The sequence below is a fragment of the Mycobacterium heckeshornense genome, from assembly GCF_016592155.1.
GTDB classification, from domain to species: Bacteria; Actinomycetota; Actinomycetes; order Mycobacteriales; family Mycobacteriaceae; genus Mycobacterium; species Mycobacterium heckeshornense.
Map to the genome: position 1 here is coordinate 3,687,707 of NZ_AP024237.1, position 12,873 is coordinate 3,700,579.

13 protein-coding genes are annotated in these 12,873 nt (G+C 65.4%); all 13 read left to right on the plus strand.

Annotated elements, in window-relative coordinates:
* Positions 1-23 precede the first annotated feature (23 nt).
* The 13 genes from MHEC_RS17800 (at position 24) to nuoL (ending at position 12,873) form a co-directional block, all read left to right on the plus strand.
* Entirely contained in the window at positions 24-464 is a 441-nt protein-coding gene (locus MHEC_RS17800) for an Rv3143 family two-component system response regulator (RefSeq protein WP_048891296.1), read from the plus strand.
* A 219-nt stretch (positions 465-683) separates the two neighbouring features.
* Positions 684-1,055 (plus strand): NADH-quinone oxidoreductase subunit A, encoded by a 372-nt coding sequence (locus MHEC_RS17805; RefSeq protein ID WP_048891295.1) that lies wholly within the window; start codon positions 684-686, stop codon positions 1,053-1,055.
* A gap of 8 nt (positions 1,056-1,063) precedes the next feature.
* Positions 1,064-1,618: a NuoB/complex I 20 kDa subunit family protein gene (locus MHEC_RS17810; RefSeq protein WP_048891294.1), complete on the plus strand. Its 555-nt coding sequence runs from the start codon at positions 1,064-1,066 to the stop codon at positions 1,616-1,618.
* The gene (locus MHEC_RS17815; RefSeq protein ID WP_048891293.1) at positions 1,615-2,322 is read left to right on the plus strand and encodes an NADH-quinone oxidoreductase subunit C; all 708 of its coding nucleotides are present in this window, start codon (positions 1,615-1,617) and stop codon (positions 2,320-2,322) included. Before MHEC_RS17810 ends, MHEC_RS17815 begins: the two co-directional genes overlap by 4 nt.
* Positions 2,322-3,623: an NADH dehydrogenase (quinone) subunit D gene (gene nuoD, locus MHEC_RS17820; protein WP_048891292.1), complete on the plus strand. Its 1,302-nt coding sequence runs from the start codon at positions 2,322-2,324 to the stop codon at positions 3,621-3,623. The genes MHEC_RS17815 and nuoD overlap by 1 nt, the downstream gene beginning before the upstream one ends.
* Positions 3,620-4,381, plus strand: a complete 762-nt coding sequence (nuoE, locus tag MHEC_RS17825; RefSeq protein WP_048891291.1) for an NADH-quinone oxidoreductase subunit NuoE — start codon at positions 3,620-3,622, stop codon at positions 4,379-4,381. Before nuoD ends, nuoE begins: the two co-directional genes overlap by 4 nt.
* Positions 4,381-5,718 (plus strand): NADH-quinone oxidoreductase subunit NuoF, encoded by a 1,338-nt coding sequence (gene nuoF / locus MHEC_RS17830; protein WP_048891290.1) that lies wholly within the window; start codon positions 4,381-4,383, stop codon positions 5,716-5,718. The genes nuoE and nuoF overlap by 1 nt, the downstream gene beginning before the upstream one ends.
* A complete protein-coding gene (locus MHEC_RS17835) occupies positions 5,715-8,117 on the plus strand; it encodes an NADH-quinone oxidoreductase subunit G (protein WP_099869274.1) in 2,403 nt (800 codons plus the stop codon). Before nuoF ends, MHEC_RS17835 begins: the two co-directional genes overlap by 4 nt.
* Complete coding sequence (nuoH, locus tag MHEC_RS17840; protein ID WP_048891289.1) at positions 8,114-9,367, plus strand: NADH-quinone oxidoreductase subunit NuoH; 1,254 nt, start codon at positions 8,114-8,116, stop codon at positions 9,365-9,367. The genes MHEC_RS17835 and nuoH overlap by 4 nt, the downstream gene beginning before the upstream one ends.
* Complete coding sequence (nuoI, locus tag MHEC_RS17845) at positions 9,360-9,917, plus strand: NADH-quinone oxidoreductase subunit NuoI (protein ID WP_048891288.1); 558 nt, start codon at positions 9,360-9,362, stop codon at positions 9,915-9,917. Before nuoH ends, nuoI begins: the two co-directional genes overlap by 8 nt.
* Positions 9,918-9,925: 8 nt before the next feature.
* Positions 9,926-10,684 (plus strand): NADH-quinone oxidoreductase subunit J, encoded by a 759-nt coding sequence (locus MHEC_RS17850; RefSeq protein WP_275999416.1) that lies wholly within the window; start codon positions 9,926-9,928, stop codon positions 10,682-10,684.
* Entirely contained in the window at positions 10,681-10,980 is a 300-nt protein-coding gene (gene nuoK, locus MHEC_RS17855) for an NADH-quinone oxidoreductase subunit NuoK (protein WP_003920764.1), read from the plus strand. The genes MHEC_RS17850 and nuoK overlap by 4 nt, the downstream gene beginning before the upstream one ends.
* A 9-nt stretch (positions 10,981-10,989) precedes the next feature.
* On the plus strand, positions 10,990-12,873 hold the full coding sequence (gene nuoL / locus MHEC_RS17860) for an NADH-quinone oxidoreductase subunit L (protein ID WP_048891286.1): 1,884 nt from the start codon (positions 10,990-10,992) through the stop codon (positions 12,871-12,873).

The following is a 12,873-nucleotide window of genomic DNA, read 5'->3' on the forward strand; positions in this document are numbered from 1 at the left end:
ACAGGTTCGGCGAAACGGGAGCCATGCGGCCGCCACGGTCGCCGAGCAGTAGCATCTGCGGCGTGCCCGCTTCGACCGCGCCCCTGCGGATCCTCGTTTACAGCGACAACGCCCACACCCGCGAACAGGTGAAGTTGGCCTTGGGCAAACGCCTGCATCCGGAGCTGCCCGAGCTCAGCTACGTCGAGGTTGCCACCGCACCAATGGTGATTCGCCACATCGACGCGGGCGGGATCGACCTGGCCATCCTCGACGGTGAGGCCACACCGGCCGGGGGCATGGGCATAGCCAAACAGCTGAAGGACGAGGTCGCGCACTGTCCACCAATAGTGGTGCTCATCGGTCGCGCCGACGACGCCTGGCTGGCCAGCTGGTCGCGCGCCGAGGCAGTTGTCTCGCACCCGATCGATCCGATCGTGCTGGAGCGGACGGTGCTCGGGCTGTTGCGCGCTCCGGCGGCTTGATCGAAGTTCGGCTCAGCAACGGATTGGCCTGCCGGCGTTGGGCTTTCATGGCACTGCAGGCGACGCCACCGCAGGGCCGGTAGGCTGCGGTGCGGCCTTGCCGGGCTGTGGGAGAGCTCACATGCAGACCCCTGAGCGGGCCCGGGTACAAGATCGTTAGGCTGTGGTTGACCTCACAGTCAGTCAAGCAAGACCACAGCCAGGGAGCAGCTTCGCAGGATGAATGTCTACACACCCATCCTGGTCCTCGGGGGGATCGCCACTGCTTTCGCGGTGTTCTCGGTGATCGTGGCTTCGGTGGTCGGCCCGTCTCGCTACAACCGGGCAAAGCTGGAGGCCTACGAGTGCGGCATCGAGCCTCCCGAATCCGCTCCGGCGCGCACCACCAGCGGGCACCGGTTCCCGGTGAAGTACTACCTCACCGCGATGTTGTTCATCGTGTTCGACATCGAGATTGTCTTCCTGTACCCGTGGGCGGTCAGCTACGACGCGCTGGGGACATTCGCACTTGTCGAGATGGTGGTGTTCATGCTCACCGTGTTGGTGGCCTACGCGTACGTGTGGCGCCGCGGCGGGTTGACGTGGGATTGAGGTAAGACGTGGGCCTGGAAGAGAAACTGCCCAGCGGTTTCCTGTTAACCACCGTCGAAGCGCTGGCCGGCTATTTTCGCAAGAGTTCTTTGTGGCCGGCGACATTCGGGCTGGCGTGCTGCGCGATCGAAATGATGTCGACGGCTTCGCCCCGCTTCGACATCGCCCGCTTCGGAATGGAAAGGTTCTCGGCAACCCCGCGTCAGGCAGATCTGATGATCGTCGCCGGACGCGTCAGCCAGAAAATGGCGCCGGTGCTGCGCCAGATTTACGACCAGATGGCCGAGCCGAAGTGGGTGCTGGCCATGGGCGTGTGCGCCTCGTCGGGCGGAATGTTCAACAACTACGCGATCGTGCAGGGGGTGGATCACGTCGTGCCGGTGGACATCTACCTGCCCGGGTGCCCACCGCGGCCGGAGATGCTGCTGTATGCAATCCTCAAGCTGCACGAGAAGATTCAGCAAATGCCGCTGGGCATCGACCGGGAGCGTGCCATCGCCGAAGCCGAAGAGGCGGCGCTGGCGGCCAAGCCCACCATCGAGATGCGCGGGCTGTTGCGATGAGCTCACCAGGACAAGACCCACATGAGGCGGTGCGCCGCGGCGACGAGGAAGTGATCGACGTCCGCCGCGGCATGTTCGGCGTCCACGACACCGGCGACACTTCCGGCTATGGACGGCTGGTGCGCGCGGTCACATTGCCCGGCAGCAGCCCGCGGCCCTACGGCGGCTACTTCGACGAGGTGGTCGATACCCTGGCCGACGCGTTGAAGCGCAATGGCGTCGACTACGCCGATGCGATCGAGAAAGTCGTGGTGTATCGCGGGGAGCTGACCCTGCACGTGCGCCGCGAGCTATTGCCGCAAGTCGCGCAGCAGCTGCGGGACGACTCGCGGCTGCGCTTCGAGCTGTGCCTGGGCGTCAACGGCGTGCACTACCCGCACGACACCGGACGCGAACTGCATGCGGTCTACCCGCTCAAGTCGATCACCCACAACCGTCGCATCCGGCTGGAAGTATCCGCGCCGGATGCTGACCCGCACATCCCGTCGCTGTTTTCGATCTATCCGACCAACGACTGGCACGAACGCGAAACCTATGACTTTTTCGGAATCATCTTCGATGGACATCCGTCGTTGACCCGTATCGAGATGCCCGACGACTGGCATGGTCATCCGCAGCGCAAGGATTACCCGCTCGGTGGCATCCCGGTGGAATACAAGGGCGCGCAAGTTCCCCCGCCCGACGAGCGGAGAGCCTACAACTGATGAGCGAACCGACCGAAACCGTGCTGATGGCCGGTGGCCAAGATTGGGAAGAGGTCGTGCGGGCCGCCCGCGACGCGGATCCCGGCGACCGCATCGTCGTCAACATGGGACCCCAGCACCCGTCCACCCACGGCGTGCTGCGGCTGATCCTGGAGATCGAGGGTGAGACAGTCACCGAGGCCCGCTGCGGTATTGGCTACCTGCACACCGGGATCGAAAAGAACCTGGAATACCGATACTGGACTCAGGGCGTCACCTTCGTGACCCGGATGGACTATCTGTCACCGTTTTTCAACGAAACCGCTTATTGCCTGGGTGTGGAGAAACTGCTCGGCATCACCGATCAGATTCCCGAGCGGGCCAACGTCATCCGGGTGATGATGATGGAGCTCAACCGGATCTCGTCACACCTGGTCGCATTGGCGACCGGCGGCATGGAACTGGGCGCGATGACCGCGATGTTCCTGGGCTTCCGGGAGCGCGAGCTGGTGCTCAACTTGTTCGAGCTGATCACCGGATTGCGGATGAACCACGGCTACATCCGCCCCGGCGGCCTGGCCCAGGATCTGCCGGACAACGCGGTCACCGAGATCCGCAAGTTCCTCGACCTGATGCCGCGCCGGCTGCGCGACCTCGAGGACCTGCTCAACGAGAACTACATCTGGAAGGCCCGTACCCAGGGCATCGGCTACCTAGACCTGACCGGGTGCATGGCGCTGGGCATCACCGGCCCGATCCTGCGTTCGACGGGGTTGCCCTACGACCTGCGGCGTGCCGACCCGTATTGCGGGTACGAAAACTACGAATTCGACGTGATCACCGAGAACAGCTGTGACGCCTACGGGCGCTACATGATTCGCGTCAAGGAGATGCACGAGTCGCTGAAGATCATCGAGCAGTGCCTGGACAAGTTGAAGCCCGGTCCGATCATGGTCTCCGACCGCAAGATCGCCTGGCCCGCCGATCTGAAAGTGGGCCCCGACGGGTTGGGCAACTCACCGGAACACATCGCCAAAATCATGGGCAGCTCGATGGAAGCGCTGATCCACCACTTCAAGCTGGTCACCGAGGGCATCCGCGTTCCGGCGGGCCAGGTGTATGTCGCGGTGGAGTCGCCGCGCGGCGAGCTGGGCGTGCACATGGTCAGCGACGGGGGCACTCGTCCGTACCGGGTGCACTACCGCGATCCGTCGTTCACCAACCTGCAGGCCGTGGCCGCCATGTGCGAGGGCGGCATGGTCGCCGACGTGATCGCCGCGGTTGCCAGCATCGACCCGGTGATGGGCGGGGTCGACCGGTGACCGGCCCGCAGCGCGAGCCCGTGTTTCTGCACCTGGGCCCTCCACCCGAAGAGCCCGGGCAGTTCGTCGTCGAGGGTGCTCCCCAGTCGTATCCGCCCGACGTGAAGGCTCGACTGGAGGTCGACGCCAAAGAGATCATCGGCCGCTACCCCAATCGGCGCTCGGCGATCTTGCCGCTGCTGCACCTGGTGCAGTCCGAGGATTCGTACCTGACCCCGGCGGGTCTGGAGTTCTGCGGCGAGCAACTGGGGCTGACCGGCGCCGAGGTCGCGGCGGTGGCCAGCTTCTACTCGATGTTTCGCCGCGGGCCCACCGGCGAGTATCTGGTCGGCGTCTGCACCAACACGCTGTGCGCGATCATGGGCGGTGATGCCATCTTCGAGACACTGGTAAACCACCTCGGCGTCCGCAACGACCAGACCACCCCCGACGGCAAGATCACCTTGCAACACGTCGAGTGCAACGCCGCCTGCGATTACGCGCCGGTAGTGATGGTCAACTGGGAGTTCTTCGACAACCAGACCCCGGAGTCGGCGCGCCGGCTCGTCGATGCGCTGCGCGCCGGCAACCCGCCGCGGCCCACCCGCGGCGCCCCGCTGTGTCCCTTCCGTCAAACCGAACGTATCCTCGCGGGTTTTCCCGACCAGCGTCCCGACGACGGCCAGGGCGGCGTGGGCGAGGCCACCTTGGCCGGTCTGCGCGTCGCGAAGGAAAACGACATGCAGGCCCCACCGCCACCCGCCGGGGAGGGCCGCTGATGGCGTCTTTTTCCGGCCAAGCCACGCCGTTGACGCCGGTGCTCACCCGCTACTGGGACGACCCGCAGTCTTGGACGCTGGAAACCTACCGCCGCCACGACGGCTATCGGGCCCTGCAGAAAGCCCTCGACATGGAACCCGACGCGGTGCTGCAAACCGTCAAGGACTCCGGGCTGCGGGGCCGCGGCGGCGCAGGCTTTTCGACGGGGACGAAGTGGTCGTTCATCCCGCAGGGCGACCAAGGTCCCGCCGCCAAGCCGCACTACCTCGTCGTCAACGCCGACGAATCCGAGCCCGGTACATGCAAGGACATCCCCCTGATGTTCACCACTCCGCATGTTCTGATCGAGGGCAGCATCATCGCCGCCTATGCGATTCGGGCCAGCCATGCGTTCATCTACGTGCGCGGTGAAGTGTTGCCGGTGCTGCGCCGACTGCATAACGCCGTGGCCGAGGCTTACGCCGCAGGGTTTTTGGGCCGCGACATCGCCGGTTCCGGCTACGACTTGGAGATGGTGGTCCACGCCGGTGCCGGCGCCTACATCTGCGGCGAAGAGACCGCACTGCTGGATTCACTGGAGGGCCGGCGCGGCCAGCCGCGGCTGCGCCCGCCGTTTCCGGCGGTATCCGGGCTCTACGGATGCCCGACGGTGATCAACAACGTCGAAACCATTGCCAGCGTGCCGCCCATCATCCTCAACGGTGTCGACTGGTTCCGGTCGATGGGCACCGACAAATCGCCGGGCTTCACGCTGTACTCGCTGTCCGGGCACGTCGCGAGGCCGGGCCAATACGAGGCGCCGCTGGGGATCACGCTGCGGGAGCTGCTCGGCTATGCCGGCGGGATTCGGGCCGGGCACCGGCTGAAGTTCTGGACACCGGGCGGCTCGTCGACACCGCTGCTCACCGACGAGCATCTCGACTTGCCGCTGGATTACGAGGGCGTAGGCGAGGCCGGCTCGATGCTGGGCACGAAGGCGCTGGAGATCTTCGACGAGACCACCTGCGTGGTGCGCGCAGTGCGGCGCTGGACAGAGTTCTATAAGCACGAATCCTGCGGCAAGTGCACGCCGTGCCGTGAAGGCACCTTCTGGCTCGGCCAGATTTACGAGCGGCTGGAAACCGGGAAGGGCACGACCGAGGACCTAGAAAAGCTGCAGGACATTGCCGATATCCTGTTCGGAAAGTCGTTCTGCGCGTTGGGTGACGGCGCGGCCATGCCGGTGACGTCGTCGCTGAAATACTTCCGCGACGAATACGTCGCTCACATCGAGGGCGGTGGCTGCCCCTTCGACCCGCGACTGTCGATGCTGACACCGAACGGAGAGGACGCGTGACGCTGCACGCCGACGCCGCAAAGCAAGTCGCCCAGGCTGAGATGGTGACACTCACGATCGACGGTGTCGAGATCAGCGTTCCGAGGGGAACATTGGTGATCCGGGCCGCCGAGCTGATCGGCATTCAGATCCCGCGGTTTTGCGACCATCCGCTGTTGGACCCGGTCGGCGCGTGCCGGCAGTGCCTGGTCGAGGTCGAGGGCCAGCGCAAGCCGATGGCGTCGTGCACGACCGTCGCCACCGACGACATGGTGGTGCGTACCCAGCTGACCTCGGAAGCCGCGGACAAAGCCCAGCACGGCGTGATGGAACTGCTGCTGATCAACCATCCGCTGGACTGCCCGATGTGCGACAAGGGCGGCGAATGTCCGCTGCAGAACCAGGCGATGTCGAACGGCCGTCCCGATTCTCGCTTCACCGACGTCAAGCGCACATTCGCCAAGCCGATCAATATCTCGTCGCAGGTGCTGCTGGACCGGGAGCGCTGCATTCTGTGCGCCCGCTGCACCCGGTTCAGTGACCAGATTGCCGGCGACAATTTCATCGAGATGCTCGAGCGCGGCGCACTGCAGCAGGTCGGCATCTACGCCAATGAGCCTTTTGACTCCTATTTCTCGGGCAATACCGTGCAAATCTGTCCGGTGGGCGCACTAACGGGCACCGCCTACCGGTTCCGGGCCCGCCCGTTCGACCTGGTGTCCACCCCCAGTGTGTGTGAGCACTGCGCGTCGGGCTGTGCCCAGCGCAGCGACCACCGCCGCGGCAAGGTGCTGCGCCGCCTGGCCGGTGACGACCCGGAAGTCAACGAGGAGTGGAACTGCGACAAGGGCAGGTGGGCGTTCACCTATGCCACCCAACCTGACCGCATCACCACCCCACTGGTCCGAGACGCCAGCGGGACGCTGGTGCCCGCGTCGTGGTCGCATGCACTGGGGTCGGCTGCGCAGGGACTGGGCGCGGCCCGTGGCCGCGCCGGTGTGCTGGTCGGTGGGCGCATGACGTGGGAGGACGCCTACGCCTATGCAAAGTTTGCGCGAATCGCTTTGGGCACCAATGACATTGACTTTCGTGCCCGGCTGCACTCGGCTGAAGAGTCCCAGTTCTTGTCGGCCCGGGTCGCGGGAAGGCCGATCACGGTCAGCTACTCGGATCTCGAATCGGCGCCGGTGGTGTTGCTGGTCGGCTTTGAACCCGAGGACGAGTCGCCGATCGTATTTTTGCGGTTGCGCAAGGCGGCCCGCAAACACCGGGTGCCGATCTACGCCATCGCTCCGTTCGCCAGCCGGGGGCTGCAGAAAATGTGGGGTCGGTTGGTCAAGACCGTGCCGGGTGCCGAGGCGTCGGTCCTCGAGCAGCTCGCAGACGGCGATGTCGGCGAGCTGTTGCGCAAGCCCGGCGCGGTCATCATGGTCGGTGAGCGACTGGCCGGCGTGCCGGGCGGGCTGACTGCTGCGGCGCGTTTGGCCGATGCCACCGGCGCGCAGCTGGCGTGGGTGCCGCGGCGCGCCGGGGAACGCGGCGCGCTGGAAGCCGGTGCGCTTGGCGGGTTGTTACCAGGTGGCCGACCCGTGGCCAACGACGTCGCGCGGTCGCAGGTCTCTGCGGCCTGGAATGTCGAGGACCTGCCGTCGTCGCCGGGACGCGACACCGACGCGATACTCGCCGCCGCTGCCGAGGGGACGTTGAGCGCACTGCTGGTCGGCGGTGTGGAACCCGACGACCTCGTCGACCCGCAGGCCGCGCTGGCCGCGATCGATGCCGCTGGTTTCGTCGTCAGCCTGGAGCTGCGGCACAGCGCCGTCACCGAACGCGCCGATGTGGTGTTCCCGATCGCTCCGGCGGTGGAGAAGGCCGGGACATTCGTCAACTGGGAAGGCCGCTTCCGCGGTTTCCCCGCCGCGCTTGGCGATACCGGAGCGATCCCGGATCTGCGAGTTCTCGACACACTGGCCGACGAAATGGGTGTCGACTTGGGGCTGCCCACCGTCGAGGCGGCCCGCGACGAGCTGATGACGCTGGGCCCGTGGGACGGCGAATCCGCTAGCGACCCCGACGTTTCCGTCGCAGAGCCACCTCGGCCCGGGCCGGGTGAGGCCATATTGACCGGTTGGCGGCTGTTGCTCGACGGCGGGCGCCTGCAAGACGGCGAGCCGCATCTGGCCGGTACCGCACGGGCCCCGGTGGCGCGGCTGTCAGCGGAATCGGCGGCCGAAATCGGCGCAGCCGACGGCGATCTGGTAACCGTAAGCACAGAACGCGGCGCTATCACGTTGCCGCTGACGGTCACCGACATGCCCGACCATGTGGTGTGGCTGCCGCTGAATTCGCCAGGGTCGGCGGTGCATCGGCAATTGGGCGTCACGGTTGGCAACGTAGTGCGAATCGGGGTAGCGAGATGAGTGTGTTCGGGCACGACACCTGGTGGTTGATCCTGGCCAAGTCGATCGCCGTTTTCGTGTTCTTGGTGCTGACCGTGCTGGCGGCAATCCTCTTCGAGCGAAAACTCCTGGGCCGCATGCAAATGCGATACGGACCTAACCGGGTCGGCCCGTGGGGCTACCTGCAGAGCCTGGCCGACGGGATCAAGCTCGCCCTCAAGGAGGGCATTACCCCGGTCGGTGTGGACCGGCCGGTTTATGTGCTGGCGCCCATCATTTCGACGATCCCGGCGCTGACTGCGTTCGCATTCATCCCGTTCGGGCCCGAGGTGTCGGTTTTCGGTCATCGCACGCCGCTGCAAGTCACCGATCTGCCGGTGGCGGTGCTGTTCATCCTGGCACTCTCGGCGATCGGGGTATACGGCATCGTGCTGGCCGGTTGGTCCTCGGGGTCGACCTACCCGCTGCTGGGCGGTGTGCGTTCCACCGCTCAGGTGATCTCTTATGAAGTCGCAATGGGACTGGCCTTCGCGACAGTGTTCCTCTATGCCGGAACCATGTCGACGTCGCAGATCGTGGCCGCCCAAGACCGCGTGTGGTACGTGTTCTTGCTGCTGCCGTCGTTCATCGTCTATCTCATTTCCATGGTCGGCGAAACCAACCGCGCCCCATTCGATTTGCCCGAAGCCGAGGGCGAGCTCGTCGCCGGCTTTCACACCGAGTACTCGTCGCTGAAGTTCGCGATGTTCTTCCTCGCCGAGTATGTCAACATGACCACCGTTTCGGCATTGGCCGCGACGCTGTTCTTCGGCGGCTGGCATGCGCCGTGGCCGCTGAACATGTGGGACGGCGCCAATAGCGGCTGGTGGCCAGTGCTGTGGTTCACCGCCAAGGTGTGGTTTGGCTTGTTCTTCTACTTCTGGCTGCGGGCCACCCTCCCCAGATTGCGCTACGACCAGTTCATGGCTTTGGGCTGGAGGGTCCTCATTCCGGTGTCGCTGATCTGGATAATGATCGCGGCTGTGGTCCGCAGCCTGCGCGACAACGGCTATCCGCACTGGACAGCGGTGCTGGTGATCTCCAGCGCGGTCGTCGGCATCGGCCTGCTGCTGCTTTTGCGACGACCGTTGTCCGGCCTGGAAATTCGCGGGCATGCCCGGGTGGGTGCCGCGGCGCCGCCCGACGAGCCGGCAGGCCAGGCCGCATTCCCGACCCCGCCGCTGCCTGGCGAAGGCCTGGTGGCAGCGACCAAGGAAGGTTCACATGGCTAGATTCTGGGACGCCATAGCCGGATTCGGTGTCACGTTGACCACGATGTTCAAACGGCCGATCACCGAGCAGTATCCAGAACAACCCGGTCCTGTGGCCCCGCGGTTTCACGGTCGCCACCAACTCAACCGGTATCCGGACGGCCTGGAAAAGTGCATCGGCTGCGAGCTGTGCGCCTGGGCTTGTCCGGCCGACGCCATCTACGTCGAGGGCGCCGACAACACTGAAGAAGAACGGTATTCGCCCGGCGAACGCTACGGGCGCGTGTACCAGATCAACTACCTGCGCTGCATCGGGTGCGGCCTGTGCGTGGAGGCGTGCCCGACCCGGGCATTGACGATGACGAATGACTACGAGATGGCCGATGACAATCGCGCTGACCTGATCTACGAGAAGGACCGGCTGCTGGCTCCGTTGCAGCCCGGGATGACACCACCGCCACATCCACGGGCACCGGGCGCCACCGACATCGACTATTACCTGGGAAACGTGACCGCAGAAGGCTTGCGTACCAAGACCATTGAACACCAGCCGACGGGCGGTGTGCGGTGACGGCGGTGCTGGCCAGTGAGCTGGCCACCGACGCGATCACCCGCACCTCCACCGGCGAGTCGATCACCTTCTGGGTGTTGGGCGCGCTGGCGCTCGTCGGCGCCGTGGGCATGGTGCTTGCGGCCAATGCGGTGTATTCCGCGATGTTTTTGGCGATGACCATGATCATCCTGGCAGTGTTCTACATGGTCCAAGATGCGCTGTTCTTGGGTGTAGTGCAGGTCGTCGTCTACACCGGTGCGGTGATGATGCTGTTCTTGTTCGTGCTGATGCTGATCGGCGTGGACACCGCGGAGTCGCTCGTGGAAACGCTGCGCGGTCAGCGAGTTGCCGCAGCCATCGCCGGCGTCGGATTCGGCATTCTGCTGATCGCCGGTATCGGCGCCGCGACAACCACCACGTTCGCCGGGCTGACCAAAGCCAACGCCGCCGGCAACGTCAACGGCCTGGCGGCGCTCATCTTCACCCGCTACCTGTGGGCGTTCGAGTTGACCAGCGCGCTGCTCATCACCGCGGCGGTCGGCGCCATGGTGCTGACGCACAAGGAGCGATTCGAGCGGCGCAAGACCCAGCGCGAGTTGGCGATCGAGCGTTTCCGCTCCGGCCGGTACCCCACCCCTTTGCCCGGGCCGGGCGTGTATGCCCGTCACAACGCGGTGGACGTCGCGGCGCGGCTGCCCGACGGGTCGCCCTCCAAACTGTCTGTGCCGCAAGTGCTGCAGCAGCGCACGGTCGGTGACGGTTCTGACGAGAACGGTGCGTCATGAACCCGCTGAATTACCTCTATCTGTCGGCGCTGCTCTTCACGATCGGCGCGGCAGGAGTGCTTTTGCGGCGCAATGCGATTGTGATGTTCATGTGTGTTGAGCTCATGCTCAACGCCGTCAACCTTGCATTCGTTACGTTCGCCCGGATGCACGGGCACCTCGACGGCCAGATGATCGCGTTTTTCACGATGGTGGTGGCCGCCTGCGAAGTCGTCGTCGGTCTGGCGATCATCATGACGATTTTTCGCACCCGCAAGTCCGCTTCGGTCGACGACGCGAATCTGCTCAAGGGTTAGGGCCACGCGATGACACATCTCACCTGGCTGCTCGTGGCACTGCCGGCCGCGGGTGCCGCGCTGCTGCTCCTGGGCGGCCGGTCGACCGACCGGTTCGGCCATCTGGTGGGCTGCGCCGCCGCGGTGGCGTCGTTCGCGGTGGGGATGACGCTGCTGGCCGACATGCTCGGCCGTCCCGGTGACGACCGTGCCATTCACCCGAACTTGTTCAGTTGGGTACCGGTCGGCGGGCTGCACGTCGACTTCGGGCTGCAGATCGACCAGCTGTCGATCTGCTTTGTGCTGCTGATTACCGGGGTGGGATCGTTGATCCACATCTACTCGATCGGCTACATGGCTGAAGACCCCGACCGGAGAAGGTTTTTCGCCTACCTGAACCTGTTTTTGGCTGCCATGCTGCTGCTGGTGGTCGCCGACAACTACCTCGGGCTCTACGTCGGCTGGGAGGGCGTGGGCTTGGCGTCGTATCTGCTGATCGGTTTCTGGTATCAGCGGCCGTCGGCGGCCACCGCGGCCAAGAAGGCGTTCGTGATGAACCGCGTCGGCGATATCGGGCTCTCGCTGGCCATGTTCCTGATGTTCGCGCAGTTCGGAACCCTCTCCTTCGCCGGGGTATTCGCCGCTGCGCCGGCCGCGGGACGAGGAGCGCTGACCGCGATCGGGCTCCTGATGCTGCTGGGCGCTTGCGCCAAGTCGGCGCAGGTTCCGCTGCAGGCCTGGTTGTTCGACGCGATGGAGGGCCCCACCCCCGTCTCCGCGCTGATCCACGCCGCCACCATGGTGACCGCCGGTGTGTACCTGATCGTTCGGTCCAATCCGCTGTACAACCTGTCCCCCGACGCCCGACTGGCCGTGGTAGTCGTCGGGGCGGTGACCTTGCTATTCGGGGCCATCGTCGGTTGCGCCAAGGACGACATCAAACGCGCGCTCGCGGCGTCGACGATCAGCCAGATCGGCTACATGGTGCTGGCCGCCGGATTGGGCCCGGCCGGTTACGCGTTCGCGATCCTGCATCTGCTCACCCACGGTTTTTTCAAGGCCGGCTTGTTTCTCGGCTCCGGTGCGGTGATCCACGCCATGAACGACGAACAGGACATGCGCCGCTACGGGGCGCTGCGCACCGTGTTGCCGGTCACCTTTACCACGTTCGGGCTGGCGTATCTGGCAATCATCGGGGTGCCGCCGCTGGCGGGTTTCTTCTCCAAGGACGCCATTATCGAGTCGGCCCTGGGCGCCGGCGGCATCCGAGGACCGGCACTGGGCGGGGCGGCGATGCTGGGCGCCGGGATTACCGCGTTCTACATGACACGAGTCATGCTGATGACATTCTTCGGCGAAAAGCGTTGGGAGCCAGAGGCGCACCCGCATGAGGCACCCGCGGTGATGACGTGGCCAATGATCCTGCTCGCGGTGGGGTCGGTGTTCTCCGGCGGTCTGTTGGTGATGGGTGGCGGCCTCCGGAATTGGCTCGAGCCGGTCGTCGGAGTGCACGAAGCCGGCCGCCCCGCCCCCGTGTGGCTGACCAGTGTCGTGACGTTCATCGTCGTCTTGGTCGGCATCGCGGTGGCCTATCGGATGTACGGCACACGCCCGGTGCCCGCAACGGCACCCGACAAGGTGTCGGCACTGACCGTGGCCGCGCGCCACGACCTCTACGGCGACGCCTTCAACGAGGAGGTGTTCATGCGCCCAGGCGGGCAGCTGACCAATGCATTGGTCGAGGTCGACAACAGAGGAGTGGACGGCTCGGTCCTCGGGCTGGCGGCACTGGTGAGTCGAACCTCGGATCGGCTGCGCGGCTTGCAAACCGGCTTCGCGCGCAGCTATGCATTGTCGATATTCGCGGGTGCGGCACTGGTTGCCGCTGCGATCCTGGCGGTGCGGCTGTGGTGA